General features: G+C 63.9%; 19 protein-coding genes and 1 pseudogene. 1 reads left to right on the top strand and 19 read right to left on the bottom strand.

Annotation, left to right across the window (positions count from 1 at the left end):
• Positions 1 to 4: 4 nt before the first annotated feature.
• The 4 genes from BG60_RS06740 to BG60_RS06725 form a co-directional block, all read right to left on the bottom strand.
• The gene (locus tag BG60_RS06740) at positions 5 to 1,264 is read right to left on the bottom strand and encodes an MFS transporter (protein WP_008348036.1); all 1,260 of its coding nucleotides are present in this window, start codon (positions 1,262 to 1,264) and stop codon (positions 5 to 7) included.
• Positions 1,265 to 1,347: 83 nt separating this feature from the next.
• Positions 1,348 to 2,253 carry a LysR substrate-binding domain-containing protein gene (locus tag BG60_RS06735; protein WP_033536266.1) on the bottom strand — a complete coding sequence of 302 codons (906 nt, stop codon included), beginning with the start codon at positions 2,251 to 2,253 and terminating at the stop codon, positions 1,348 to 1,350.
• A 59-nt stretch (positions 2,254 to 2,312) separates the two neighbouring features.
• On the bottom strand, positions 2,313 to 3,608 hold the full coding sequence (locus BG60_RS06730; protein WP_008348039.1) for a sugar efflux transporter: 1,296 nt from the start codon (positions 3,606 to 3,608) through the stop codon (positions 2,313 to 2,315).
• A gap of 310 nt (positions 3,609 to 3,918) precedes the next feature.
• Positions 3,919 to 6,699 (bottom strand): ATP-dependent Clp protease ATP-binding subunit, encoded by a 2,781-nt coding sequence (locus BG60_RS06725; protein WP_034470948.1) that lies wholly within the window; start codon positions 6,697 to 6,699, stop codon positions 3,919 to 3,921.
• A gap of 897 nt (positions 6,700 to 7,596) precedes the next feature.
• Between BG60_RS06725 and BG60_RS06720 the strand changes: the two are divergent.
• Positions 7,597 to 8,643, top strand: a pseudogene (locus tag BG60_RS06720) (glycosyltransferase family 4 protein); the annotation flags it as partial.
• Between the two features lie 341 nt (positions 8,644 to 8,984).
• Here the strand turns inward: BG60_RS06720 and BG60_RS06715 are convergent.
• From BG60_RS06715 to BG60_RS06645, 15 genes are all read right to left on the bottom strand, one after another.
• Positions 8,985 to 10,370, bottom strand: coding sequence for a GntP family permease (locus BG60_RS06715; RefSeq protein WP_008348044.1), 1,386 nt, complete (start codon positions 10,368 to 10,370; stop codon positions 8,985 to 8,987).
• Between the two features lie 142 nt (positions 10,371 to 10,512).
• On the bottom strand, positions 10,513 to 11,235 hold the full coding sequence (locus BG60_RS06710) for a GntR family transcriptional regulator (RefSeq protein WP_008348046.1): 723 nt from the start codon (positions 11,233 to 11,235) through the stop codon (positions 10,513 to 10,515).
• Between the two features lie 136 nt (positions 11,236 to 11,371).
• Positions 11,372 to 14,107: an ATP-dependent Clp protease ATP-binding subunit gene (locus tag BG60_RS06705; RefSeq protein WP_034470945.1), complete on the bottom strand. Its 2,736-nt coding sequence runs from the start codon at positions 14,105 to 14,107 to the stop codon at positions 11,372 to 11,374.
• 100 nt (positions 14,108 to 14,207) lie between these two features.
• The gene (locus tag BG60_RS06700) at positions 14,208 to 15,113 is read right to left on the bottom strand and encodes a LysR family transcriptional regulator (RefSeq protein ID WP_008348049.1); all 906 of its coding nucleotides are present in this window, start codon (positions 15,111 to 15,113) and stop codon (positions 14,208 to 14,210) included.
• Between the two features lie 77 nt (positions 15,114 to 15,190).
• On the bottom strand, positions 15,191 to 15,628 hold the full coding sequence (aroQ, locus tag BG60_RS06695; RefSeq protein WP_033536205.1) for a type II 3-dehydroquinate dehydratase: 438 nt from the start codon (positions 15,626 to 15,628) through the stop codon (positions 15,191 to 15,193).
• Positions 15,629 to 15,709: 81 nt separating this feature from the next.
• Positions 15,710 to 16,555 (bottom strand): shikimate dehydrogenase, encoded by an 846-nt coding sequence (gene aroE / locus BG60_RS06690; protein WP_008348054.1) that lies wholly within the window; start codon positions 16,553 to 16,555, stop codon positions 15,710 to 15,712.
• Entirely contained in the window at positions 16,555 to 17,775 is a 1,221-nt protein-coding gene (locus BG60_RS06685; protein ID WP_008348055.1) for a CaiB/BaiF CoA transferase family protein, read from the bottom strand. The genes aroE and BG60_RS06685 overlap by 1 nt, the downstream gene beginning before the upstream one ends.
• The gene (locus BG60_RS06680; protein ID WP_033536206.1) at positions 17,775 to 18,242 is read right to left on the bottom strand and encodes a MaoC family dehydratase; all 468 of its coding nucleotides are present in this window, start codon (positions 18,240 to 18,242) and stop codon (positions 17,775 to 17,777) included. Before BG60_RS06680 ends, BG60_RS06685 begins: the two co-directional genes overlap by 1 nt.
• A 2-nt stretch (positions 18,243 to 18,244) precedes the next feature.
• The gene (locus BG60_RS06675; RefSeq protein WP_008348059.1) at positions 18,245 to 18,637 is read right to left on the bottom strand and encodes a VOC family protein; all 393 of its coding nucleotides are present in this window, start codon (positions 18,635 to 18,637) and stop codon (positions 18,245 to 18,247) included.
• Positions 18,634 to 19,584 (bottom strand): ketopantoate reductase family protein, encoded by a 951-nt coding sequence (locus tag BG60_RS06670; protein ID WP_008348060.1) that lies wholly within the window; start codon positions 19,582 to 19,584, stop codon positions 18,634 to 18,636. The genes BG60_RS06675 and BG60_RS06670 overlap by 4 nt, the downstream gene beginning before the upstream one ends.
• Positions 19,585 to 19,766: 182 nt before the next feature.
• Entirely contained in the window at positions 19,767 to 20,837 is a 1,071-nt protein-coding gene (locus BG60_RS06665) for an SDR family oxidoreductase (protein WP_008348061.1), read from the bottom strand.
• 209 nt (positions 20,838 to 21,046) lie between these two features.
• Positions 21,047 to 21,955, bottom strand: a complete 909-nt coding sequence (locus BG60_RS06660) for a PilZ domain-containing protein (protein WP_008348063.1) — start codon at positions 21,953 to 21,955, stop codon at positions 21,047 to 21,049.
• Positions 21,956 to 22,122: 167 nt separating this feature from the next.
• Positions 22,123 to 24,387: a xanthine dehydrogenase family protein molybdopterin-binding subunit gene (locus BG60_RS06655; protein ID WP_008348065.1), complete on the bottom strand. Its 2,265-nt coding sequence runs from the start codon at positions 24,385 to 24,387 to the stop codon at positions 22,123 to 22,125.
• Positions 24,384 to 25,394: an FAD binding domain-containing protein gene (locus BG60_RS06650; RefSeq protein WP_008348067.1), complete on the bottom strand. Its 1,011-nt coding sequence runs from the start codon at positions 25,392 to 25,394 to the stop codon at positions 24,384 to 24,386. The genes BG60_RS06655 and BG60_RS06650 overlap by 4 nt, the downstream gene beginning before the upstream one ends.
• Positions 25,391 to 25,948, bottom strand: coding sequence for a (2Fe-2S)-binding protein (locus BG60_RS06645; protein WP_034470943.1), 558 nt, complete (start codon positions 25,946 to 25,948; stop codon positions 25,391 to 25,393). The genes BG60_RS06650 and BG60_RS06645 overlap by 4 nt, the downstream gene beginning before the upstream one ends.
• Positions 25,949 to 26,046: the final 98 nt, after the last annotated feature.

Below are 26,046 nucleotides of genomic sequence, written 5' to 3'. Positions count from 1 at the left end.
GAAATCAACTCGCCGCGAGCGATGCTTCCGCGACCGGCCGGTCATCGATCGGAAAATGCAGCAGCGCCGCGACGAGTCCGGCGATTGCCGTCGCGGCCCAGATCAGCGAGTACGAGCCGGTCGTGTCGAACACGTAGCCGCCGAGCCACGCGCCGAGAAACGATCCGAGCTGATGACTGAGAAACACGACGCCGAATAGCGTGCCCAGATGCCGCGTGCCGAACACCTTCGCGATGAGTCCGTTGGTGAGCGGCACCGTGCCCAGCCACGTCAGGCCCATCACGGCGGCGAAGACGACGACGGATACGCTCGTCGTCGGCAACAGGACGAAGAGGGCGATCGCGCCGCCGCGAATCAGATAGAGCCACGCGAGGACGTGATGCTGCCGCCAGCGTCCGCCGAGCCAGCCGCATCCCCAACTGCCGATCATGTTGAAGAGGCCGATCAGCGCGAGCGCGGTCGCGCCGAGTCCGACCGGCATGTGGCACAGCATCAGATAGCCGGGCAGATGTGTCGCGATGAACGCAAGCTGAAAGCCGCAAGTGAAAAAGCCGAGCGTCAGCAGCCGATAACCGCGATGCCGCGACGCATACGCGAGCGTTTCGCGCAACGGCATCGCGGCGGCTTGCGCGTGCGTTTCGTGCGATGCCGAAGATGCCTTGCTCCGGCGGCTCGCGCGATCGAGCGCGATGCCGAGCGGCGCGGCGAGCAGCAGCACGAAGGTGAGGGCATAGAGCGACGCCGGCACGCCCGCATGCACGCGCACTTCCTGCGCGAACGGCACCATCAGCACCTGGCCGAGCGAGCCGCCCGCGCTGGCCAGGCCCATCGCGACGCTGCGTGTTTGCGGCGACGCCACGCGTCCGACCGTCGCGAGCACGACGCCGAAACTCGTGCAACTGATGCCGATGCCCACGAGCAAGCCGAGACCGAGCACGAGCATCCAGCCGGAAGTCGCGGCGGCGGCGAGCGCGAGCCCGGCGGCGAACGTGGCCGCGCCCGTCGCGACGACCGGCGCTGCGCCGTATCGATCGGCGGCCGCGCCCGCGAACGGCTGCGCGAAGCCCCACACGAGGTTGTGCAGCGCGATCGCGAAGGCGATCAGCGTGACGGGCATGCCGCGATCGAACGAAAACGGCCCGATGAAAAGCCCGAACGTCTGGCGCACGCCCATCGCGGCGCTCAGGATCAGCGCGGCCGCGCCGATGAGCACCCACGTCGTCGCGCGGTGCGTGGCCGATCGTGTGGTCGATAAAGACGACATGGCTCGTTCCTCCTTGCGGCCATCGTCGCAGGCGAACGTCCGTGCTGACAAACGAAAAGATTTCGCCGTCGGATGAGCGCAGTTCAACCGTTATCGACGAAACGGGCCGCTTGTTCGATCAGCCAGTTGCGAAACGCGACGAAATCCGCGCGCGCGCTCGCTTGCGGCGTCTCGCAGAGCCAGTAGGCGGTTTGCGTCTCGACGCTCGTCGCTGACGCTTCGACCAGCGTGCCCGCCGCCAGCTCGCGATCGACGAGCGGACGCCTGCCGATGACGACGCCAAGCCCGGCCGCGGCGGCATCGAAGCCGAGCTGAACGGTATCGAAGCGAAGGCCGCCGTGCAGATCGAGACCGTCGATGCCCGCGCCGTCCATCCACGCTTGCCAGTCCTGACTGGCCGTATCGATGTGAATGAGTGCGGCGCGGGTGAGATCCGGAACGCCGCCGGCGCCGGTCAGCATCGCGCGATAGGCGGGGCTGCACACCGGCACGAGCCGCTCGCCGAAGAGACGTTGCCACGACGATGCGCCATCGACCGGGCCGCGCGAGAGGCGCAGGCCGAAGTCGAAGCCGTCGACGGGAAAGCCCGCCTGGCGGCGCGAAGTGTCCACGGTGACGTCGATGTTGGGCCAGCGCGCGCGGAAATCGGCGAGGCGCGGCACGAGCCAGCGGGCCGCGAGCGTCGGCGCGCACGTAACCGAGATCGCGCGGCGCTTGCGCCTGTCGGGCAGCGACTGCGTGCCGACGACGATAAGCGAAAACGCTTCGGCGATGTACGGCAGATAGTGTTCGCCGGCGGCGGAGAGCGACAGCCCGCGCGGCTCGCGCACGAAAAGCTCGACGCCGAGCATCGCTTCAAGCGCGCCGATGCCGTGGCTCACGGCACCCGGCGTCACGTTGAGTTCGGCGGCCGCGAGCTTGAAACTGCGATGGCGCGCGGCGGCTTCGAAGAGACGCAGGGCGTTGAGCGGCGGGAGGCGCTGAGACATGGTCGCGTGGGAATCGACGAAAGGTGCGCCTATATTGCCATTCCCCGACAGCGAAGAGGTCAGGCCGATGTCTGCCGCCGCGCCTTCCACCAGTCGAGAATGCGCCGCGCGATGAGCGCGAACGGCGGATTGGCGAACAGCACCGCCGCGCTCAACGCGATGCATCCGCACACGAGAAACGTGCCGCGATAGCCGAGCGCGGCCACGAGCGCGCCGGACAGAACGCCCGACAGGATCGATCCGACGCGCGACGCGTTGAAGAAAAGCGCCGTCGCCGATCCGGGGCTTTGCGGCATCAGATCCTGCATGTACGTCATGCCGAGGCACGACGTCACCGAGACGACGAAGGCGTTGAAGGCTTGCATCGGAATGAGGAAGTGGACGTTGGGCGACGCCGCCACCGCAATGAAATAAATCAGATGCACGACGGCGCACGACGCGAGCCATCGCTGCTTGTCGAGACGCGAAGCACGCGCGCCGAGCGCGAGCATCATCGGAATTTCGAGGAATGCGCCGAGGCCCAGCATGATCGATACGTCGATGCGCGTGCCGTGCATGCCGTGCACGACGTAGAGCGGTAGGACGATCATCGTAGCGCTCGCGGCGAGCCCGATGAGCGTCATGGCGACGGTCGCGCGCCAGATCTCGGCGCGAGAGTGCGACGCGCCGGGGTGCGGCGGGACGAGCTCCTCGGTGTCGGGCGCGGTGACTTCGAGCAGCGATGTCGGGTCGCCGGCGTAGTGCGCCGGTGCGCTGTGCGGGTCGCCCCTGGGCGAGCCGTGCATGCGCCAGACGATCGCGCCGCACGCGACGAAACAGGCCGCCGCGAACAGAAACAGGCCGTAGAAGCCGGCGCCGGCTAGCACCAGCGCGCCGACGGAGGGCCCGAAGACCCACGCCATCGAAAGAACGGTTCGCAAGGTGGCGAGCGCGAGGGACCGCTCGGCTTCGTCGTCGACGGGCAACGCGGCGCGCGCGAACGAGAACACGAGCGACATCGCGGAGCCGCCTGCGCCGAGAAACAGCATGCCGATCACGACCAGCGCGGTGTAATTGCGCACGACGCACATCAACAGAAAACCGAGCGATGAAGCAATGAGCGCCGCGAGCAGCAATTCCCGATGATGGCCGTGCCTGTCGGACCATTTTCCGGCAAACGCGCTGGCCACGACGCCGCTCGCGGCGATGACCGTCATGAAGACGCCGAGCTTCAAGGGGCTCATATCCGCCTGTTCGACGCTGAACAGCGACAGATACGGCGCGGTGAACGACATCGCGACGCCGAGCATCAGGGTCGCGCTGGAGAGCGGCAGGAAGAACGGAATGCGGGTGAGACTGAGCAGGCGTGTGTTCATCGGGACGTGGGTCGGCTTGGGGACTCGGGCCGAAAAGGCAGGTCGTGCTTTGAGCGCAAGCGGCGTACCGCTTTGAATGCGGCAACGCGCGGAACTTGCGCAGTTTGCCATCGTTGTCGGAGGATGCGTGTAGCGATTAGTTAATCGTGATTGACATAATGCAAATTAGCGCAGGAATTGATGCCGAGGCTCAATTGAAATGTCGTACTTGGAATTGCGACAGCTAGCGAATCGTCTATCCGTACGTGCCGCGGGGCGCCCGGTCGAACCCGACCGTGCGCGCTTCGGACGGCATTGGCAACGGCCGCGTTCAATGTTCGCTCTTGGCCGACTCCTTGCTGCGTTCCGCCGACTTTGCCCCGTTCTTCTTCTTGCTCGCTGGACCGGACTTGTTTTGTTTCGGCTTCGCTTCGCCCTCGACCTTGGCGAACGTGATCGCGTCCTTGTCCTTGTCGTAGCTCACGTCTACCGTGTCGCCCGGAGCGAGTTTGCCGCCGAGAATCTCCTTCGCGAGCCGGGTCTCCAGTTGCTGGCGGATCTGGCGTTTCAGTTCGCGTGCGCCGAATTCGGGCCGATAACCCACATCGGCAAGATGATCGATGACCGGGTCCTGCACCCTGAGCGTGATGTCCTGAGCCGCCGCCGTGCGCGCGACGCGGTCCAGCTGTATCTGCACGATCGAGCGGATGTTCTCGCGCGAAAGCCCGTGGAACACGATGATTTCGTCGATGCGATTCAGGAACTCGGGGCGAAAGTGGCCTTTCAGCACGGCCATGAGCTTCTCGCGCATGGCTGCCTCGGTGTCGCGGTCCTTCTCGGTTCTCTCGAGGTTGTCCATGATGATGGACGCGCCAAGATTGCTGGTCGAGATGATGACGGTGTTGCTGAAGTCGACGACGCGGCCCTTGCCATCGGTGAGGCGGCCATCGTCGAATACTTGCAGCAGCACATTGTTCACATCGGGATGCGCCTTCTCGATTTCGTCGAGCAAGATCACGCAGTAGGGACGGCGGCGCACGCGTTCGGTCAGCTGTCCCCCTTCGTCATAGCCGACGTATCCCGGCGGCGCGCCGATCAGCCGCGCGACTGCGTGGCGCTCCATGTACTCGGACATGTCGATGCGGATCACCGCCTGCTCGTCACCGAACACGGTCTCCGCTAGCGCCTTCGCAAGCTCGGTCTTGCCGACGCCCGTCGGTCCGAGGAACAGGAACGTCGCGATGGGCCGGTGCGCTTGCCCCATGCCCGCGCGTGACAGCCGCACCGCATCGCTCACCGCGACCACGGCTTCGTCCTGACCGATCACGCGTTCGCGCAGCTTGCTCTCCATCTCGAGCAGTCTTTCGCGTTCTTCCTGCGTGAGTTCGGTGACGGGAATGCCGGTGAGACGCGAGACCACTTCCGCGACCGCTGCAACCGTCACTTCGAGCGTCTCCGATCCGGTCTTGCGCTGCCATGCCTCGGTCAGGTCGTCGAGCTTCGTCTGCTTCTCGTTGATGCGTTCCTCGAAGTTCTTCGCTTCATCGAAACGCTTGCGCGACGAGGCATAGGCCTGCTCGCGCTTCGACTGGGCGATTTCCGCTTCCAGCTCCTGCATTTCGGGCGGGCGCGACTTCGAGCCGATTCGCACGCGCGCCGCAGCCTGATCGATGAGATCGATAGCCTTGTCGGGCAAATAACGTGACGTGATGTAGCGGTCCGACAACTCCGCTGCCGCGACGAACGCTTCATCGGCGAAAGTGACCTGATGGTGCGCTTCGAGTTTGTCGCGCAAGCCGCGCAAAATGACGATGGTTTGCTCGACCGTCGGCTCCGGCACGAGCACCGGCTGAAAGCGCCGCTCGAGCGCCGCATCCTTCTCGATGTGCTTCTGGTATTCGTTGAGTGTCGTCGCGCCGATCAAACTCAGCTCGCCGCGCGCGAGCGCCGGCTTCAGCACGTTCGCGATGTCGAGTCCGCCCTCGCCGCCGCCCTGACCCGCGCCGACTATCGTGTGCAACTCGTCGATGAACACGATGAGTTCATCCTGCTTCGAAGTGATCTCGTCGATCACCTGCTTTGCGCGCTCTTCGAATTCGCCGCGATACTTCGCGCCCGCGACCATCGAATTGATGTTGATCTCGATGAGCCGCTTGTTGCGCAAGTCTTCGGGCACGTCGTCGTTCACGATGCGCTGTGCCAGCCCTTCGACGATCGCAGTCTTGCCCACACCCGGCTCGCCGATCAACACAGGATTATTCTTCTTGCGCCTCGCGAGCACCTCGATGGTACTTTCGATTTCCTGTGCGCGTCCGAGCACCGGGTCGAGCTTGCCTGCGCGCGCCATCGCGGTGAGATCGCGGCCGAACTTGTCGAGCGTCGGCGTGCCGGTCGGCGTATCGACGCGGCCGTCTTCCGCACCCTTGCCCACGACCTTCACCACTTTCTGGCGAAGCGCCTCGGGCGTGACGCCGTACTTTCTGAGGAGCCCCCCGGCGATGCTGTCGGTCACGGACGCAAGCCCTATCAGCACATGCTCGGGACCGACATAGGAATGGCCGAGTTCTCGCGAGGCCTGGAACGCGTACTGAAAAGCCTTCTTCAGGCGCGGCGAAATCGTCATCTTTTCGACCGGCGTATCGGGCGCGGCTTTGCCCTTTTGCGCGTGCTCGTCGATATAGCGGCGGATGTCGTCGGCAGAAAGCTTCAACTCCTTGAAGAGCGCCTGCACGACGTCCATGTCGGCCAGCACGTAAAGCACCTGCTCGGTGTCGAGTTCCGTCTTCTGCAATTCGTGCGCCTTTTCGGCGGCGCGTTGCAGAAGTTCCATCGTCTGCTCGCTGAAGGCATCGGTCACGTCGACGGACTCGCGCGGCACCGAAGCGACGATATCGTCCTCGTTTTCCTCGCCAGTGCCGTCCGTGTCACCCATCAGACGCGACAGACTTCCGCCGCCCAGTAAGGAATCGAAAGGATTCAGCATGGTTTGATGCCGCATCAACTGGCGATAGTCGTACTCGCAAATCGACATCGATTTGCGGCGGCCGTTCTGCACGACGGTTACCTGCGCAACCGCCGGACGGGCATGACAAATCTCGCAAAGGGCTGGCATATCAATCGTCTCCGGTTGGGGCGATTCGATACCTATGGCGCACAGCGCTGAGTTCTTTCGAACCGCCGGGTGTCGAGGGGCATCTCCTGACAAGTCTCTTTCGAACGTGTTCCTCCGTGCGGCGTGTCGGCTAATTCGCCGGCCGCGATGAAACGGATGCCTGACTCATCGCTAACGTTCATCGTGAGTGAGCGGTGGTATCGGACAGCATTCGACGTTCCGTTAAATGCCTGCTCTCTTGCACCGATCTTCTTTTCGCGTTGAATCATCGCGACCACGGGCAACGGGTGGCCGGTGGCTCTGCATTGGTGTCCACGCCAGGGGAAGCATCTCCGTGTGCTACGCGATGTGAGCGTTTCGCGAAACGGCTCGTCTCTGTGTCTGATCCGCGGCCCGTCACCAGATCGGTGCGCTTCGTCGTCCTGGACAGGTGCTCATGACGAGGCATCACCGATGCAGACTATGCGTGCGCGTCAACTGACCGAATGGCGACCCTTCCGGCTCGTGAACCTAGCCGCTGTTGCAACATCTGCAGCCAAGTGCAAGTTCTCCGCGATTACGCGATTACACGTCGCGCGCCACGCATCGATTAGATAGCCGTACCAATCGCACCGAATCTCGATGCTCATCCGCGAGCCGACTCTGTCGACATGAATCGGGCACGCCGATAGCTGCCGATTTCATCACGCACCGTCACGAATAATGCTCGTCGTTGGCACTCACTGTTTAGGATGGCGATAGATTGTCCGGATTCAACCCGCAATAGCAGAAGCTGTCTGCAAGGTGCCGGTCTGCATGAGAGGGGACGTCCCGCAGGGATGGGTGCGAGCGTCGCGAGCATGTCTGAGCACTCGCATTGCACGAAACCGCAGGCGGGCCGCACTGGAGAACCAACCTATGCGAATCGCACAAATCGCACCGTTGCACGAAGCGGTTCCCCCGAAGTTATACGGCGGCACTGAGCGCGTGGTGTCGTATCTGACAGATGCACTCGTCGACCTCGGCCACGATGTGACCTTGTTCGCAAGCGGCGATTCGCAGACCCGCGCGAGGCTCGAACCAGCCTGGCCGCGCGCCCTGCGGCTCGATCCGGGCATCCGCGATTCGCTTGCCCCGCACATGCTGCTGCTCGAAACCGTTCGCCGCCGCGCGCATGAGTTCGACGTCTTGCACTTCCATCTCGAGTACCTGCCGTTCCCGCTGTTCTCTCAAAGCGATACGCCGTTCGTCACGACGCTGCACGGCCGTCTCGATCTGCCCGAGCTGCGCGCGATCTTCGCGACGTTCACGCACGCGAACATCATCTCGATCTCGGACGACCAGCGTAGCCCCTTGCCGCGCGCAAACTGGCTGAAGACGGTGTATCACGGCTTGCCTGACGGCCTGCTCACGCCGCAGCCGCACAAGAAGCCGGAATATCTGGCGTTCCTCGGCCGCATCAGCCCGCAAAAGCGTGCCGATCTCGCCATCGAGATCGCGGCGCGAAGCGGCTTGCCGCTGAAGATTGCAGCGAAGGTCGACAAGGCTGATGAGAAGTATTTCGCGTCGACTGTCGAGCCGCTGCTTTCGCAGGCGCACGTCGAATTCATCGGTGAAATCAGCGAAACGCGGAAGCCGGATTTTCTGTCGGGTGCGAAGGCGCTACTGTTTCCGATCGACTGGAACGAGCCGTTCGGCCTTGTGATGATCGAATCGATGGCGTGCGGGACGCCGGTGATTGCGTTCAAGCGCGGAGCGGTGCCCGAGGTGATCGATCATGGCGTGACCGGTTTCATCTGCGAAGACGTGCAAGACGCGGTCGGCGCACTGCATCGGATCGACGAGCTGTCGCGCCCCCGCGTCCGCGCGCAATTCGAGCGCCGCTTCAGCGCCAGCAGGATGGCGCAGAATTATGTCGATGCCTATACGTCGATGCTGCACGCCGCCAAGCGCCCCGTGCCGCGTTGGGAATCGCCGAGGTGCGCGATGGACGGAAGACGGAACCATTGGAATGCCCACCGTAAGCGAAGCGACGCACTGACTTGCGAAACCATCGACGACAACGAGCCTGTGCCGCAACGAAAGTTTCAACGCGCTCGCTTCGGCGGTCCGAACATCGGCAGCGACAATCCCTGGACCTTCGCCCTTGCCATTCTGCGAGGCCTAGGCAGCTTGGCCACCCTAGGCTGGGCTTTGGGCACGGTTGTAGCCGTGGCCGTCACGAAGCTGCGCACGCGCGGTGATCACGCGCTTCGTCTGGAGTCGTCAGCGCTCCGATGACTGATTGCCGGCGTGTTCCCTGCAGTTCAGCCAACGTGGACTGCCGCGTTGAAGATCAGCGCCATCACCAGGCCAACCACAGCCACGATGGATTGAACCACCGAGATCGTTTTGGTGGCTTCGCCCATCGTCATGCCGAACGATTCCTTCACCATCCAGAAGCCGGCGTGGTTCGCATAGTTGAAGAACAGCGAACCGCAGCCGATGGACAAGGCCAGCAAAGGCAGGTTAAGGCTCGGATCGGCGCCGGCCAGCGGAGCCAGCAGACCCGCCGCGCCGACGATTCCCACCGTCGCCGATCCGGTAGACACGGACAGCAACATCGCGATCAGCCATCCGAGGATCAGCGGGGGAAAAGCGAAGTGCTGCGTCAGATGCACGATCGCCTCACCCACCTTCGCACTGGTCAGCATTTCCTGAAACGCGCCGCCGCCGGCGATGATCATGATGATGGAAGCAATCGGCTTGAGGCTGTTGCCGAGCGCGTGACGCAGCTTTTCGGCATCGCCGCCCCGGGCGAGGACCAGCGCCGCAACTGCGAACAGTACGCCCAGCAGCATGGCTATCAGCGGATTGCCGAGGAAGCTGGCAACGTGCAGCATCGGTGCGTTCTTCGGCAACACCATCTCCGCCACCGCATGAACCAGCATCAGGATGGCGGGCAACAGGGCCGCCAGCACGCCGAGACCGACCCCGGCGCGGTGGCCATTGTCGGACTGTTCGACGACGGTGAACTGGTCCAGCAAGGCCTGATCGGGCCTGGTGCTCATGCGCGGCGAGATGAACGCGCCATAGAGCGGGCCGCCCAGAATCATCGCGGGAATGGCCGCCAGAAAGCCGTACAGCATGGTCGGCCCCACCGAAGTCTTGAGCGTGGCGATCGCCGTCAAAGGACCCGGATGGGGCGGCACCATGCCGTGCATTGCGGCAAGAGCCGAAATCACGGGCACGCCGACGTACACATAGGCCGAGCCCTTGAACCGGGCATGGCTTTCCAGCTTGCGCGCCACGCTGAAAATCAAGGGAAGCATGACGACCAGCCCTACTTCGAAGAACATCGGAATGCCCACCACGAAAGCCACGAGGGTCATCGCCCAGGGAATCATACGGTCGGAGGCGCGCCTCAGAATGGCCTCGGCAATCTGCTCGGTAATGCCCGCATCCGCGAGGATTTTGCCGAGCATCGCACCCAGCGCGATGACGACGCCCACCGCGCCCAACGTCTTGCCCGCGCCGTTGGTCAGATGCTTGACGATGCTTCCCGGCTCCATGCCGGTTGCGAACCCTACGCCGATTGAAACGACGAGCAAAGCGAGAAGCGGATGCATCTTGATGCGCGACACGATGAGCGCGACAAGCAGCACCACGCTGATCAGCGCGGTCAGCAACAAATCGATATCTAGACTGGTCATGGAATGAATCTTAGGTTTGGAATGGTTTGCCGAGCGTGCTCGTGAATCGATCGTGCTCGGAAAGGGAAGCATGGTCGCGTCGGCTTCAGGCGAACGGCCCTGAACCGGTTGCGCATGCCGTCTCCCAATCGCGGTTCTTTGGCTAGCGGATCTCCGCCTGATACATGAATTCGCTGGCGGGTCCGCGCGAACGGCGCCACTCGAGCGGCTGCCGATCGTAGCCGAAGGCGAGACGCTCGATGACCACGGCAGGCGTCCCCGGCTCGATGTTCAAAAGCTTCGCGTGTCGCGAGCCGATGGCTTCGACGGTAAGGGTTTCCGTGGCGGATGCCACGATCTGATTGCACTGCGTCTCGTAGACCGGGTAAAGGAGGTCGCCGATCTCGCCCACGTCCATCTTCGCAAACGCCGCAAAACGTGCGTAGGGCAACCAGATCTCTTCAGCGAGCATCGGAACGCCGTCGATCAGCCGCACGCGCGACATCTGGATCACGCGCGCCGTGCTCGATATCTGCAGTCTCGCGGCTACCGCCGATGGCGCATCGACCACGTCCCGGCGCAGTATGCGACTCTCCGGAATGCGCCGTTCGCCTTGCCGTGTTTGAAAGCGGAAGAAGCGAAACAGGGAGCCGTCGAAGTTCGCGCGCCGTACAAAGGTCCCTCTTCCCTGAAAGCGCTCGAGCATGCCTTCCGCGACGAGCAGATCGACGGCCTTTCGCACTGTGCCGACAGCAAGGCCGTAGCTTTGAGAAAGCGCCTGCTCGGTCGGGATCGCTTCGCCCGGGCGCCATTCACGAGCCGCGATCAGGGCAACCATTTCATCCCGCAGGCGCTGATAACGGGGTAAGCGGCCATCGGCCTGCATGATCGTCTCCATCGAATTCATATATATGATTACATGTTTTCTCTCCGAATGGATCGGGGATAACCCTGCCGCATCATGACGCGACCGTCGCCCGTCGGCTTGAAAGACGCGAGGTTTGGCGTAGTGATGCTCGCGGTCAAGGTGTGGGCGGCGTGCCCTCGCCCGCCTGATTCGCCAGTCCCGCGCGCTTCACATCGAACGCGAGCCGCTTGTTCTCCGCGTCGTAGTGGCACTTCACTTGTGCGCCCTCGGTAACGTCGCCCTTGAGCATTTCCTTCGCCAACTGGTTTTCGATCGACTGCCTGATCTGCCGACGCAGTTCGCGCGCACCGAACTCGGGACGGTAGCCGACGTCCGCGAGATGATCGACGACGGATTCGTCGAACTCCAGCACGACGTCCTGGCTGTGCGCGAGGCGCTGCACCTGATCGAGCATCAGCCGAACGATCTGGCGCACCTCATCGCGGCCGAGCGAGGAAAACAGAATGATGTCGTCGATCCGGTTCAGGAACTCGGGCCTGAAATGCTGGCGCAGCACGCTCATCACGCCATTCTGAACCGATGCGTCCGCATCGCTCGCGTTGGTCGTGAATCCGAGCGTCGCGCGCTTCTGACCGGCGATCACGTCAGAGCCGAGATTGCTCGTCGCGATGATCAGCGTGTTGCTGAAATCGACCACGCGGCCTTTGCCGTCGGTCAGGCGCCCGTCGTCGAAGACTTGCAGAAGCACGTTGTACACATCGGGATGCGCCTTTTCGATCTCGTCGAGCAGGATCACGCTATAAGGCCGACGCCGCACGCGCTCCGTCAATTGCCCGCCTTCGTCATAGCCGACATAACCCGGCGGCGAGCCGATGAGCCGCGACACCGCGTGACGCTCCATGTACTCGCTCATGTCGACGCGCAGCATGGCGTCTTCATCGCCGAAGACGACTTCCGCCAGCGCTTTCGCAAGCTCCGTCTTGCCCACACCCGTCGGCCCGAGGAACAGGAACACGGCGATCGGCCGGTTGCGGCCCTGCAAGCCGGTACGTGCGCGCCGCACCGCGTCCGACACCGCAACGACCGCTTCTTGCTGCCCGATCACCCGCTTGTGCAGGCGCTCTTCCATCTGCAGCAGACGGGCACGCTCCTCCTCGGTCAGTTGAGTCACGGGAATGCCGGTGATCGTCGCGACGATCTCGGCGACGTGCGCGACCGTCACCGTCGACGTGTTCGTGCCGACGCGCTGCTTCCAGCTATCCGTGGCATCGCCGAGTTGCTTTTCCTTCTGCGCGATCTCGCTGTCCAAAGCATGCGCGCGGTCGAACTGCTTGCGCGATGCCGCATAGTCCTGTTCGCGTCGCAATTGCGCGAGCTCCGACTCCAGTTCGAGGATATCGGCGGGGCGCGATGTGGCCGACAGATTCACGCGCGCCGCGGCCTGATCGACGAGATCGATCGCCTTGTCAGGCAGAAAGCGCCCCGTGATATAGCGATCCGACAGTTCCGCCGCGCCGACGATCGCATCGTCCTGGATCGTGACCTTGTGGTGCGCTTCGAGCCGGTCGCGCAGTCCACGCAGGATATTGATGGTCTGCGCGACGGTCGGCTCCGCGACCAGCACCGGCTGAAAGCGCCGCTCGAGCGCCGCGTCCTTTTCGATGTGCTTCTGATACTCGGCAAGCGTGGTCGCCCCGATCATGTTCAGCTCGCCGCGCGCCATCGCCGGCTTGAACACGTTGGCGATATCCAGTCCGCCTTCGCCGCCGCCCTGCCCCGCGCCGACGATGGTATGCACTTCATCCACGAACAGCAGCAGCTTCTCGCGATTCGCGGTGATTTCATCGACGACCTGCTTCACGCGCTCCTCGAACTCGCCGCGATACTTCGCGCCCGCAACCAGCGAGTTGATGTTCAGCTCGACGAGGCGCTTGTCGCGGAGCGACTCGGGCACATCGCCGTTGACCATGCGCTGCGCGAGCCCTTCGACGACCGCGGTCTTGCCCACACCCGGCTCGCCGATCAGCACCGGATTGTTCTTGCGCCGGCGCGCGAGCACTTCGACCATGGTTTCGATTTCGCGCGCGCGTCCGATCACGGGGTCGAGATGCCCTTCACGTGCGAGCGCGGTGAGATCGCGGCTGAACTTGTCGAGATGCGGCGTGCGTGACGGCGGCCCGTCGCCGCGCGGCGGTCCGCCCGCGCCGACCGTCTGCGCGGTCTGCTGCCTGAGCGCCTGCTGATCGACACCGAGCTTGCCGAGCAATTGGCCCGCGAAGCTGTCGGGTACATCGGCAAGGCCGATCAGCAAATGCTCCGGCGCGACGTAGCTATGCCGCAGCTGACGCGATGCGAGAAAAGCGCGGTCGAGCGCGCTCTTCAGACGAGGCGACACGGCGATCATGCCGTCCGGCGGCGGGCTCGCGCGCTCGCGGCGTTGCGCGTTGGCGTCGATGAAGCCGCGGACTTCGGCCGCATCGATGCCGATGCTCTTGAGAATCGACTCGATGACGGCGTTGTTTGCAAGCTCGTAGAGCAGATGTTCCGTGTCGACCTGCGAGCAGCCGGATTGCACTGCGCGCTCGGCGGCGCGCATCAGCATCTCTTTCGCGCCGTCGCTGAAGTATCGGTCGATGTTCGCGCCTTCGTTTTCGTTGCGCCGCACACCGGCATCGCGCGGTTCTTGCTGTGCGGCACTTTCGGGCGCGGACGCCTCGCCGGGCGCGCCGCCCATGAACAGCGATTCGAGCGGCGAGAGCGCGCGCTGGTGCCGCGTGAGCTGCGCATAGTGAAAATCGCACACGTCGATGACGTGACGGCGGCCGTTGCGCAGCACTGCGAGGCGCACGGTCGCGGGCCGTGCGCCGCATACGTCGCACAAGTGAGCCATATTCGTCTCCTAGGTCGTGGCAGGGCACGCCGCCCCGGAGAGGAATTTGCTGCAACCGTTGTTCCTGCGCCCGGCGGAACGACGATTGCTATTCGCCCGTCTAGTTTTTCGCGAGGAACAGCTCAGCGACGACAGAGCGAAGCCAGCGGTTTCCCGCTTCGTCGTGATACTTCGCATGCCAATGCTGCCGTACCGCGAACTTCTCTACCGGGAACGGGCAAGAGTGAACCGCAAGGCCATTCACTTTTGCCAAGGTTTCTCCAATGTTTCGCGGCAGCGTCGCGATCAGGTCGGTTGATTTGACAATCGATCCAAGCCCAAGCATTCCCGGAAGCTCCAGCACGACATCACGTTCGATTCCATCGCGCAATAATGCCTGTTCGAGTAACTGCGCACCCGTGCCTGCGGCGATGATGACGTGCCCTTCGCTGCGGTATTGCTTCAGTGTCAGCTTCGCGCGGACGCGCGGATGGTCCGGGTTGGCGAGACACACCCAATCCTGCATATAGAGCTGTTGCTGATACATTCCGCCGCCGAGCCACGGAACATGACCGATCGCCAGATCGGCCTCGCCAGATTCGAGCGCGCGCTCGGTGTTGCCGTCGATCCGCGCCGCCTCCAGACGGATGCCCGGTGCCTTGGCGCGCACATAGGCCAGCATCCGCGGAAGCAAGGTGATATGACTCGCGTCGGTCATGCAGATGCGAAACCGTCGCTTCGCCGTGACCGGATCGAAAGAAATCTCCCACGACGAGAATCTGCGAAGCGACTCGAGGATTTCCCTGCACGGACCGATCAGCGCATCCGCCTGAGGCGTGGGCGTCATGCCGCCTGGCGTGCGAATGAAAAGGGGATCCTGCAGATGTTCGCGCAAGCGCGCGAGCCAGATGCTAACGGTCGGTTGGGCCTGTCCAAGCTGCTCCGCTGCACGCGTGACGCTGCGAACGTCATAGAGCAGATCGAAGAGCTGAAGCAGCTTGAGGTCGGGCAGATCGGGCGTGGTCATGCATCCATTGTAGAACGCAATGTCGCTCTTGTGACCATTGCATCAGAGATGACGCACACCGGACCTGACTTTGTTTGTCACGCTGCCGCGGACACCGCCGCGCGCAGACCAAGGGAATAGCTTTCGATACCGAACCCGCATATCTGCCCCTTGACGATTTCCGCGAACACCGAATGATGACGGAAAGCCTCGCGTGCATGGATGTTCGACATATGAATCTCCACGACGGGCACGGTCAGAATGGCGAGTGCATCGCGGATGCCGTAACTGTAATGCGTCCATGCGCCCGCATTGATGAGCACGCCATCGACCTTGTCGGCAAACGCCTGATGGATGCGTTCGCACATGTCGCCCTCGCTGTTGCTCTGATAGCTTTCGACCGTTACGCCGAGTTGATTCGCGAGCGCCTGCAATTTCTCATCGATGTCGGCGAGCGTGGCCGTGCCGTACTGAACGGGATCTCGCTTGCCGAACATGTTGTGGTTGACACCATGCAGCATAAGAAACGTTTTCATTCTTTCGTCCGAGTCAAATTGCAGACCGTTAATGTTCATTCCACCGATGTCTTCTCGACCGCTGCGCCTCTTTTCGCCGGATCAATCGAGCGGAACGGTCAGCCGCTCGATGAGCGCGCGCGTTTCTGGACGCACGCCCCGCCACCACGCGAACGCCTCCGCAGCCTGCTCGACCAGCATGCCCACGCCGTCAGCGATACTTTCCACCCCTGCATCGCGCGCCAGCCGCAAGAAAGGCGTGAGCCCCTTCCCGTAAGCGAGTTCATAGGCGCTTCCGCCGGCGCTGAAGACACTCGCTGGCACCGGCGGCAGTTGCCCGGTCAGGCTCGCGGATGTCGCGTTGATGACGAGGTCGAAGCGCCCCAGTGCCGCCAGGTCCGCATACCCGCACGCGGTGAGCGATCCGCCAGCAGTGTTCGATCGGGCGACCTGTTCGACAAGCGCACGCGCCTTGTCCACATGCCGGTTGGCGACGACGAGCTCGGCAGGCCGTGCCGCGACGAACGGCAGCAGCGCGCCGCGCGCAGCGCCGCCCGCGCCGAGGATCAGCACGCGCTTGCCGACCATCGGCTGATGCAGGTTGACTTCGATGTCGCGCACGAGTCCGACGCCATCGAAGTTTTCGGCGATGATTCGGCCGCCCTCGAACTTCATCGCGTTGACCGCGCCCGAGAGCTGCGCTCGTTCGCTGCGCTCATCGGACATGGCGAATGCAGCGAGTTTGAACGGCGCGGTCACGTTCATGCCGCGGCCGCCCGCTGCAATGAAGCGCTTGACGCTATCGGAGAAGCCGCTGGCAGGTTCCACAGGCCCTTCGATGGCCCCATAGCTCATGTCCTGGCCGGTCTCTTGCGCGAAGAAGCCGTGGATCAACGGCGACTTCGTGTGCCCGATCGGATTGCCGATGACCGCGTATCGATCGCTCATCATGCCCCCGGCTTCGAGAACAGCACGCCGTCGGTCTGCATCGCATCGATCTCGGCCGCGCTGAAGCCCAGCGACCGCGCGACTTCCTCGTTGTGTTGCCCGAGATCGGGGCCGACCTCGCGAATCGACGTATCGCAGTCCGAGAAGCGAAACGGCAGGTTCGGCAGACGCAGCGTGCCCAGACGCGGATGCTCCTGTTCGATCACCATGCCGCGCGCGACGATCTGCGGATCGGCCACGACCTCGTCGATGCGTTGCACCTTCGCGCAAGGCACATCGACGCTGTCCAGCAGCGCGAGCACATCGGCGACGTTGCGTGCAGCGACCCACGGCTTCACGACCGCGAGAATGGCCTCGCGGTTCGCATTGCGCCCGTTCAGGCTGTGCAGCCGCGCATCGGTCGCGAAGCCCGCGGGGCCGCCATTTTGCTCGACGGCCGCGGCGAAGCGCTTCCACGACTCGTCGACCTGCGCGGCGATGACCAGGTCGCCATCGTTTGCGCGGAACACGCCGTATAAAGTCGATGTCGGCATGTCATGGCCGGTCTGCTCGGGGACCACGCCCTGCATCGTGTAGCACTGGACGGCATATTCGTGCATCGAGAACAGCGTATCGTACAGCGCCATGTCGATATGCTGGCCGCGTCCGCTCTTCACGCGGCCGAGCAAGGCAGCGTTGATCGCGGCCACCGCATGAATGCCGGTGTACATGTCGCCGAGCGAAATCCGCATGAGCGGCGGTGGTTCCCCCGGGTTGCCGATCATCTGCATGATGCCGCTCTTCGCTTCCGCGATCAGCCCAAAGCCTGCGCGATGCGCGTCCGGACCCGTGTGACCATACGCCGAGATCGAGCAATAGACGAGACCCGGATTGCGCTCGGAGAGCGCGGCATAGCCGAGGCCGAGCTTATCCAGCGCACCGGGGCGATAGTTCTCGATGAACACATCCGCCGAATCGCACAGGCGCTGCATGAACGCCTTGCCCCGCGGATCTTTCATGTCGACGCTCACGCCGCGCTTGCCCATGTTCAACTGGAGGAAGTAGGCGCTTTGCTGGTCGTCGAGGATCGTCGCGTGCTGGCGGCCTGCATCGCCGCTGCCGGGACGCTCGACTTTGATGACTTCGGCGCCGAGCGCGGCGAGACAGCGTCCGACATAGGGACCGGCGAGAAAGTGGCTGTAGTCGACGACGCGAAAGCCTTCGAGGGGACGGGCTTGCATCAGTAGGCTCCCGGACGGCGCGGGACCATCAGACGATGCTCGCCGCGTTGAACGACTTCGCCGTTCTGGTTGATCAGTTCGGACGGCAACACGACGATGCCCCAGCCCGGACGGCTCTTGCTCGCGCGCATGGACGTCACGCGAAACTTCACATGCAGCACGTCGTTGACCTTGATCGGCAGCACGAAGTCCCACGTCCAGCCGAGCGACATGCCCGGCAGGAAGCGATAGTCGCTCTGTGTCTTGAGGCCATCGGCGATCGACAGCCCGAACAGGCCATGCGCGACGATCGACCCGAAGTGGCTCGCGTTGGCATAGTCCTCGTCGACATGCACCGGCGTATGGTCGCCCGTGAGATCGGCGTAAGCGAGAATGCGTTCCTTCGTGACGGTGTAGGTCGGGCTGACGCACGCGTCGCCTTCCTGCGCATCGTCCCAGTATTTCTCGGTGATGTTGATGGTGCTCATGCTCACGCGTCCGCGCGTGGATTGATCGACAGCGCCTGCGCGACGCATGTGGCGGGTCTTGCCTGAATGAGTTCGACGGCGAGCCCGTCGGGCAGACGCAGCCAGTTGCGGCCCTGCGTCATCTCCGTGACGCCGAACGGCTGCGCGGCGGCGAGCGCGGCTTCGAGGTCCTCGCACATCACGCCCAGATGCGCGAGCCGGCCTTCGGGACCGTCGTAAGTCGGATCGCTGATGAACTGGAGTCCGCCGAGTGTCCAGTACTGACGCGGCTCGTCGCGCGGGCCGTCCACTTCGCGCATGGTCATGCCGAGCACTTCTTCGAAGAAGCGAATGTGCCAGTGGATATCCTTCACCCAGATCGCGACGTGTTCGAGATAGGCTTTGGTTGCGCTCATGCCGCGCGCTCCTCATTCTGGCGGTCGGTCATGCCACGCTCGATGCCTTTTATGCACGCCACGAGCGTCGAATTCACCGGCGTCGGCACGCCGAGCCGTTCGCCCCATCGCACGACCGCGCCGTTGATGAAGTCGATTTCGGTGACGGACGACTTCTCCAGGCTTTGCAGCATGGAGGTCTTGAACGCGGCCGGCAGTCCTTCGGCGGCCATGTTCCAGGCGTCTTCCGCACGCGTGATGGAAAGTTCGATACCGGCCGCCTTCGCCGCGGCCATCGCTTCCTCGATGGCGGCAAGCGAGGTCGCCTTCAGCACCGGTTCGCTGTAAAGCTGCCCATACGTCAAACGCGTGATGCCTGTGATGGCACCGGTCGCGACGTTGATCAGCAGCTTGTCCCACATCGTGCCGAGGATGTTGTCGCTGACCGTGGTCGTGAGCCCCGCGCTGTCGAACGCTTCCGCCACGGCTTGGGCGCGAGGCGTCACGCGGCCGTCGAGTTCGCCGATGATGGTGATCTTTCCGGTTACGCCGGACTGGATGTGTCCCGGTGCGCGCAACACGCCACCGACGTAGGTCTTGCCCGCAAGCACGCGCTCGCGTCCGACGATATCGCTCAGCACGTCTTCGTGACCGAGGCCGTTCTGAAGGGACAGCACGAGGGTCTCGGGGCCGATGAGGTCGAGCGCGCCGCGCATCGCCGAATCGGTGTGGAAGGATTTGACCAGTACGATCACGACGTCCACCGGCCCGACGTCGGCGGGGTTCATCGTCGCGCGCACCTTGACGCGGCGCGTGCCGCGTTCGTCGTCGACTTGCAGGCCGTCGCGGGACATGGCCTCTACGTGCGCCGCGAACTTGTCGACGAGCCACGTCTCGTGACCCCCTTCGGTCAACGCGGCGCCGATGGCGCAGCCCAGCGCGCCCGCGCCCAGAAATGCGATCTTCATACATGTCTCCTCGAATGGAGACGAAGATACGATTCCGCGCACACTCTGGCAATGCAATGAATGCAATAGCGATATTGCCTATGGCAATTCAGATGTGGACTGAGCTATTCGGTAAGGGAAAGTACCAGGACGCTCGGTGCGGTTTTGTACCGGACGACGAGACGTCCGGCATATCGGACGCTTCAGCTGGGAATGATGCGAAGCGTCTTCAAACGATCGAATAGCGCAATGAAAGAGTCGGGCGTGCTTTGATAGTCGAGAAAGCCTGCCTTACGGCTCTTGCTCATATCGGTGAGCACCTCCATGGGCCGCCCCAGATCGGCGTCCGTGTGCCACCAGGACGCGAGCTTGCCGATATCGGCTTCGGCAAGATGGTGGCGCGCGGCGATTTCACGCCACGCCTCGCCCGCATCCTGCATGCGATCTTCGAGCGGACGCATCGTGCCGTCGAATTCCACCGGCTCCATTCCGAAGTAATTCGCGACGAGCGACCACATCCACTTCCAACGGAACACGTCGCCGTTGACCACGTTAAATGCTTCGTCGCGGGCGTTCGGTGACGTCGCCGCCCATTCCAGATGACGCGCCAGCAGGCGGGCATCCGTCATGTCGGTAAGGCCGTTCCATTGGGCTGCGGACCCGGGAAATATGAACGGCGCGCCGCTCGCCTTGCAGAGCGTCGCGTACACCGCGAGTGTCACGCCCATGTTCATCGCATTACCGACCGCGAAGCCGATGACCGTATGCGGACGATGAACGCTCCAGCCGAAACCGAACTGCCTGGCGGCGTCGAACAGTCGATCCTCCTGCTCGTAGTAGAAGTTATCGACGTCCTGCCGCCCCTGCTCCTCGCGAAACGGCGTCAGCGGCACGCTGCCCTTCGCATAGGCTTCGAACGGCCCCAGATAGTGCTTGAGCCCTGTGACGAGCGCAGCGTGCTTCAGCGTGCCGGAAGGTCCGAGCGCCTCGAGTACATGACGAACCATCGCGCCGTTGACGCGGATATTTTCCTGCTCCGTCGCCTGTCGCGACCATGCCGTGAAAAACACATGCGTGAATTGCTTCCCGCTCAACGCGCGCTGCACCGATTCGGCCGATGTGAGATCCGCCGTAATCGATTCGACACCGTCACGCAAGGCGGAACGTCCGCGCGAGAGTCCGGTGATGTGCCAGTCGCCGGATGCGAGCAGATGGTCGGCCAGATTGCCGCCGACGATGCCGGTGGCTCCGATGATGAGTGCTCTTTTGTCCATGATGTGAATGGTTCGCCTTTCCAGGTACGTGCGCAGTGACGCGCGTTATCGATCGACATAGGGTCGACCGAAAAGCCCTGCATTGGTTTCATGCCGATGCGAACGAGCGGCAAGGCTCGTCGGCCGTTTCGGGCGACGCGCATCATTCATCGATGACCCAGGCGGCGCGATACGTCGATGTCGGCGGCGCTCCGCGATTCGCGTCGTGTTCAGCGCAACTGCGCCGCACTGCCCGTTGCGGCTTCGAACATGTGATGCCTCAGAAGCGCCATGGTATCCGCCTGTTGGCTGCTGAACTCGGCGCCTATCAGGACGCCGCCGTCGACGCGCCTGACATTGCGCGCGATGCAGTTGAACACGACCGCGTGAGACTTACCTCCGGCGCGCAGGCGCAGTCCTAACCGGAAGTGTTCGGCGACGTTGACGAGGGCGTCGGAGGCACGGAAGGCGACTCCGCCCAGACTCACGTTCGTGACCGAAATGTCGAACCCGGCGGCGATACAGTCGTTTCTAATGAGCCGTCCCGGCATCTCCGTCGAAACGCGCACATGGTTGCGCACGACCTGAGTCTTCACGGACTCGGGCCATGCGAGATAGATGACGCGTACCGGCGTCTCGCTTCGTCCGATCACGGTGCTGCGAAACTGATGGATGTGACGCCCTCTGAGCGCACTGCAAGCGACCTCGGCGCCGGTTTCGAACAACTCGTGTCCGTCCGTAGCGGTCACGAGCAGCGCGCGGCCGGTAATGGAACCAACGAAGTCGGTCTGACAACGAAGCGTTCCGCTTCCGTCGACCGTCACCTGGATGCTGTCCAGCGTCTTCGGCAGCATTCCAGTGTTCGCTATGGGCTCGTCGAGGATGGCCTCGCCCGATTCCTCTTCATGTTTGGCAGTCGAGATGAGTATTCCGGCTGGCCGGGGTGCGCTTTCGCTCGATGCACTCGTCACCGCATCCTCGCTGCGCAAGCCCCCGGCCGCCAGAATCCGGTCGCGCTGGCTCTCCGACTGAACCCGATATCCTCGCGCCAAAAGGAGCTTGCCGGCTGCGGAATACACGGCGAACGGAAGCGGCGTACCAATTTGCAGTTCGCGGGCGGTGATCTTGACGAGGGCCATGTCCGTTGCCCCGAGACATCGCGGACCACCGCGGCGCTGGGACGCATCAGTTTTGGAAGCGCTAACTTAACGCTCGGCGCACCGGCCTGACGTGCGCCGTCGCACAATTGTCTGCAGAAAGCGGCTTCGCGGCGGTTTCTGCCATGCGAGGATCGCCGGCCTGCCAATCATGCGAAGACTGTCTCCAGCGTGATCGGCAAATCCCGTACGCGTTTGCCCGTCGCATGCCAGATCGCGTTGGCGACCGCCGCCGCGACGCCGACCACGCCGATCTCCCCCACGCCCTTCGCGCCGAGCGGATTCACGATGTCGTCATGCTCGTCGACGAAGAACACATCTATGTCGTGGATGTCCGCGTTCACCGGTACGTGGTATTCGGACAGGTTGTGGTTCATCTGCCGGCCGAGCTCGTGGTCGAACTGCCCGTGCTCGTGCAACGCCATGCTGATGCCCCAAACCACGCCGCCCGATATCTGACTCGCCGCCGTCTTCGGATTGACGATGCGTCCTGCCGCCACCGCGCTGACCACGCGCGTCACGCGCACCGTGCCGAGCGCGGCATCGACGCGCGCTTCGACGAATACCGCCGAGTGCGTGGCAATGGAATACGACTGCTGCCTGTCGTGCGGCGTGACCGTTACCTGCGCGTCGAGCGTGTCGAGGCCGGCGCGCGTCATCAGTTCCCGCAGCGACACGCGTTGCGCCTTGCCCTCGCCGCAAACGACGTATTCGCCGTCGAGTTGCATCGTGTCGGGCTGCGCGCGAGCGAACGCATCGCCGCCGTGTTCGGCCGCGAGCGCCGTCAGCTTCCCGCGCAAACGCGTACAGGCCGCGTGCACCGCGCTGCCGACCGATGACACTGTCCACGATCCGCCTTCGAGCGGCGCCTTCGGCAGACGGCTGTCGCCCAAACGAAAATCGACGTGCTCGAGCGGCACGCCGAGCGCATCGGCGGCGAGTTGCGTCATCACCGTGTAGGTGCCGGTGCCGATGTCCGCCGTGGCGCTCGCCACGACGACACGTCCGTCCGCCCCGATTTGCGCGAGCGCGGAAGCCTCGTTCTGCATCGCGTCCCAGATGCCCGTCGCCATGCCCCAGCCGACGAGCTCGTTACCCTCGCGCATCGAACGCGGCGCGAGCGGGCGCCTGTCCCAGCCGAAGCGCGCGGCGCCTTCTTCGAAGCACTGACGCAGCGCCTTGCTGGAGAACGGCAGGTTCTTGTTCCCGTCGCGCTCCGCGTAGTTGATGAGGCGCAACTTCAGCGGGTCCATGTCGAGCGCCTCGGCGAGCTCGTCCATCGCCATTTCGAGCGGAAAGAGCCCCTGCGCTGCGCCCGGCGCGCGCATGTCGGCGGGCGTCGGCACGTCGAGCTTGCTCACCTTGTAGTCCATCCGCACGTTGTCGCACGCGTAGAGCTGTCCGGCCCAGTTCACCATGACATCGCAATAGTCCTCGTATTGCGAGGTTTCCGACACCGCCTCGTGGATGACCGCCTGCAGTTTGCCGTCGCGATTCGCGGCGAGCGCGACGCGTTGCAGGCTCATCGGCCGATGCGCGAAGGTGAACATCTGCTGCCGCGTCAGCACGAGACGCACGGGCCGCTTCAGATCGCGCGCGGCCATGACGGCAAGCGGCAGATGATATTGCGGACGCAGCGCCGAGCCGAACGCGCCGCCGACGAACGGCGAGACGACTTCGAGCGCGTCGTCGTCGAAGCCGAAGAGCTTCGTCAGATACTGCTTCGTGTTGAGCACGCCCTGCGTCTTCTCGTACACGACGAACTTGCCGGAGGCTTCGGGAATCACCGTGCAGCCGTGCAATTCGATCGGGTTGTGATACTCGGCCGGCGTCGAATAGCGGCTGTCGATTTTCACGGCGGCTGCGGCAAGCGCGCCGTCGGCATCGCCGCGAGGCGGCGGCGGAGGCTCGAAGCCGCCCTTTTCGGTCGATGGCGGATAGCTCTCGGCTTCCACCTCGCGCAGATCCGTGCAGTGGCTGCTTCGCTCGTAGGTGACTTCGATCAGCGAAGCGGCATGACGCGCCAGTTCATGGCTTTCCGCGACGACGAGCGCGACCGGCTGGCCGCTGTACCAGATGCGGTCGTCCCAGAGCGGCCGAAACGGCATGCCGCCCGGCGCGGACTGGTCCTGCCACGCCGCGTCGCGCAGCGGCAGTTCGGGCCGGTTCTCGTGCGTGAGCACCATCAGCACGCCCGGCAATTCCAGCGCGCGCCGCGACTCGATCGACACGATGCGCCCGCTCGCGATGCGGCTCGGGAGCACGAAGCCGTAGGTCATTGCATCGGAAAAAAATTCGGCTGCGTAGCGGGCCTCGCCCGTCACCTTCTTCCTGCCGTCGACCCGGCTGACGGGCTTGCCGCTGACATGCGCGCCCCGTTCGGCGATGCGTTCCAGTTCGTTTGGAAAGTTCATGATGCGTCGTCCTCTCTGGCGGCGAGGCTGATCCCCGATGCCTGCTCGAAAGCGCGCTCGATGGCGCGCGCGGTCAGTTCGATCTTGAATGCGTTGCCGGGCAGGCCGCGCGCGTCGCGCATCATCGCGCTCGCGAAATCGCGCACCGTCGTAGCGTCGAGCGTCTTGCCCCGCAACGCGGCTTCGGCATCGCGATCGCGCCACGGCTTGTGCGCCACGCCGCCGAGCGCGCAGCGGACCGCTTCGATGCGCGTGCCGTCGAGCTTGAGCGCGAGCGCGACCGACACCAGCGCGAACGCGAACGACGCGCGGTCGCGTACCTTGACGTAGGCGTAGCGATCGGCGAAGCCCTCGGCGGGCAACGTGACAGCGACGATGATCTCGTCGTCGCGCAGGTTCGTATCGATATGCGGCGCATCGCCGGGAAGCCGGTGAAACGCGTCGAACGGCACGACGCGCTCGCCTTCGCCGCCTGTCACGCGCACGGAGGCGTCGAGCGCGGCGAGCGCCACGCACATATCGGACGGATGAACGGCGATGCAATGCTCGCTCGCGCCGAGAATGGCATGAATGCGGTTGACGCCATTCATCGCGCCGCAGCCGCTGCCGGGCCGGCGCTTGTTGCATGGCGTGGCGGTGTCGTAGAAATAGTGACAACGCGTGCGCTGCAGGAGATTGCCGCCGACCGTCGCGACATTGCGAATCTGCGCCGAAGCGCCGGACAGAATCGCCTTCGACAGCAGCGGGTAGCGCGACTGGATGCGTTCGTCGTAGGCCACGGCGCTGTTCGTGGCGAGCGCGCCGATTTCGATGCCACCGTCCGCGCTCGGCTGAATCGCCGCTATCGGCAGGCGGCGGATATCGACGAGCCGCTCGGGACGCGCGACGCCTTCCTTGATGAGATCGACGAGATTGGTGCCGCCCGCGAGAAACGGCGCCGACGGTGCGCGGTGCGCTTCGAGCGCCGCGGAGACATCGTTCGCGCGCGTGTAGGAGAACCGGTTCATGAGTGCGTCTCCCCGTTCTCGACGGCGGTCTCATCGACGCCGTTCGCGCTCGATACTTGCAGAATCGCCTGCACGATGTTCAGATACGCGCCGCATCGACAGATGTTTCCGCTCATCGCCTCGCGCACTTCCGCGGCGTCGTGTGCATGTCCTTCCGCGAGCATGCCGACCGCCGAGCAGATCTGGCCCGGCGTACAGTAGCCGCACTGGAACGCGTCACAGTCGATGAACGCCTGCTGCATCGGATGCAGCGTGTCGCCGCTCGCGAGCCCTTCGATTGTCGTGATTTCCGCGCCGTCGTATGAAACGGCGAGCGCGAGACACGTATTGATGCGCTGGCCATCGACGAGCGCGGTGCAAGCGCCACACTGCCCGTGGTCGCAGCCCTTTTTCGTGCCGGTGAGCTGGCACCGCTCGCGCAGAAGATCGAGCAGCGTCGTCCACGGCTCGATGTCGAAGGTCTGCGTCCCGCCGTTGATCGAGAGCGTACAGGCGACGCGCTGCGCATGCGGCGCGCCCACGTCCAGGGCCGTCGCAGTCGGTGTGGTGTTCATGGAATCTCCTTTCTGGAATGCTGATTGCCAGCATGCCGCGTGCCGCGGAGCCAAACGCCGTCACGGCGTGGCCGGACAGTGCAAGACCCCGTATTGAG

The sequence above is a fragment of the Caballeronia zhejiangensis genome (assembly GCF_000698575.1).
Taxonomy (GTDB): domain Bacteria; phylum Pseudomonadota; class Gammaproteobacteria; order Burkholderiales; family Burkholderiaceae; genus Caballeronia; species Caballeronia zhejiangensis.
Note: the sequence above shows the minus strand (reverse complement) of the source record. Positions and strands in the feature narration are given on the sequence as shown.

Bases quoted from the DNA above. Each gene is read 5' to 3' on its own strand.
- BG60_RS06670 (WP_008348060.1), bottom strand. From the start codon at position 19,584: ATGAAGATCGCATTTCTGGGCGCGGGCGCGCTGGGCTGCGCCATCGGC.
- BG60_RS06730 (WP_008348039.1), bottom strand. From the start codon at position 3,608: ATGAACACACGCCTGCTCAGTCTCACCCGCATTCCGTTCTTCCTGCCG.
- BG60_RS06735 (WP_033536266.1), bottom strand. From the start codon at position 2,253: ATGTCTCAGCGCCTCCCGCCGCTCAACGCCCTGCGTCTCTTCGAAGCC.
- BG60_RS06650 (WP_008348067.1), bottom strand. From the start codon at position 25,394: ATGAACCGGTTCTCCTACACGCGCGCGAACGATGTCTCCGCGGCGCTC.
- BG60_RS06675 (WP_008348059.1), bottom strand. From the start codon at position 18,637: ATGAGCGCAACCAAAGCCTATCTCGAACACGTCGCGATCTGGGTGAAG.
- BG60_RS06680 (WP_033536206.1), bottom strand. From the start codon at position 18,242: ATGAGCACCATCAACATCACCGAGAAATACTGGGACGATGCGCAGGAA.
- BG60_RS06715 (WP_008348044.1), bottom strand. From the start codon at position 10,370: ATGACCAGTCTAGATATCGATTTGTTGCTGACCGCGCTGATCAGCGTG.
- BG60_RS06705 (WP_034470945.1), bottom strand. From the start codon at position 14,107: ATGGCTCACTTGTGCGACGTATGCGGCGCACGGCCCGCGACCGTGCGC.
- BG60_RS06665 (WP_008348061.1), bottom strand. From the start codon at position 20,837: ATGGACAAAAGAGCACTCATCATCGGAGCCACCGGCATCGTCGGCGGC.
- BG60_RS06725 (WP_034470948.1), bottom strand. From the start codon at position 6,699: ATGCCAGCCCTTTGCGAGATTTGTCATGCCCGTCCGGCGGTTGCGCAG.
- BG60_RS06700 (WP_008348049.1), bottom strand. From the start codon at position 15,113: ATGACCACGCCCGATCTGCCCGACCTCAAGCTGCTTCAGCTCTTCGAT.
- aroE (WP_008348054.1), bottom strand. From the start codon at position 16,555: ATGAGCGATCGATACGCGGTCATCGGCAATCCGATCGGGCACACGAAG.
- aroQ (WP_033536205.1), bottom strand. From the start codon at position 15,628: ATGAAAACGTTTCTTATGCTGCATGGTGTCAACCACAACATGTTCGGC.
- BG60_RS06660 (WP_008348063.1), bottom strand. From the start codon at position 21,955: ATGGCCCTCGTCAAGATCACCGCCCGCGAACTGCAAATTGGTACGCCG.
- BG60_RS06685 (WP_008348055.1), bottom strand. From the start codon at position 17,775: ATGCAAGCCCGTCCCCTCGAAGGCTTTCGCGTCGTCGACTACAGCCAC.
- BG60_RS06645 (WP_034470943.1), bottom strand. From the start codon at position 25,948: ATGAACACCACACCGACTGCGACGGCCCTGGACGTGGGCGCGCCGCAT.
- BG60_RS06710 (WP_008348046.1), bottom strand. From the start codon at position 11,235: ATGCAGGCCGATGGCCGCTTACCCCGTTATCAGCGCCTGCGGGATGAA.
- BG60_RS06655 (WP_008348065.1), bottom strand. From the start codon at position 24,387: ATGAACTTTCCAAACGAACTGGAACGCATCGCCGAACGGGGCGCGCAT.
- BG60_RS06740 (WP_008348036.1), bottom strand. From the start codon at position 1,264: ATGTCGTCTTTATCGACCACACGATCGGCCACGCACCGCGCGACGACG.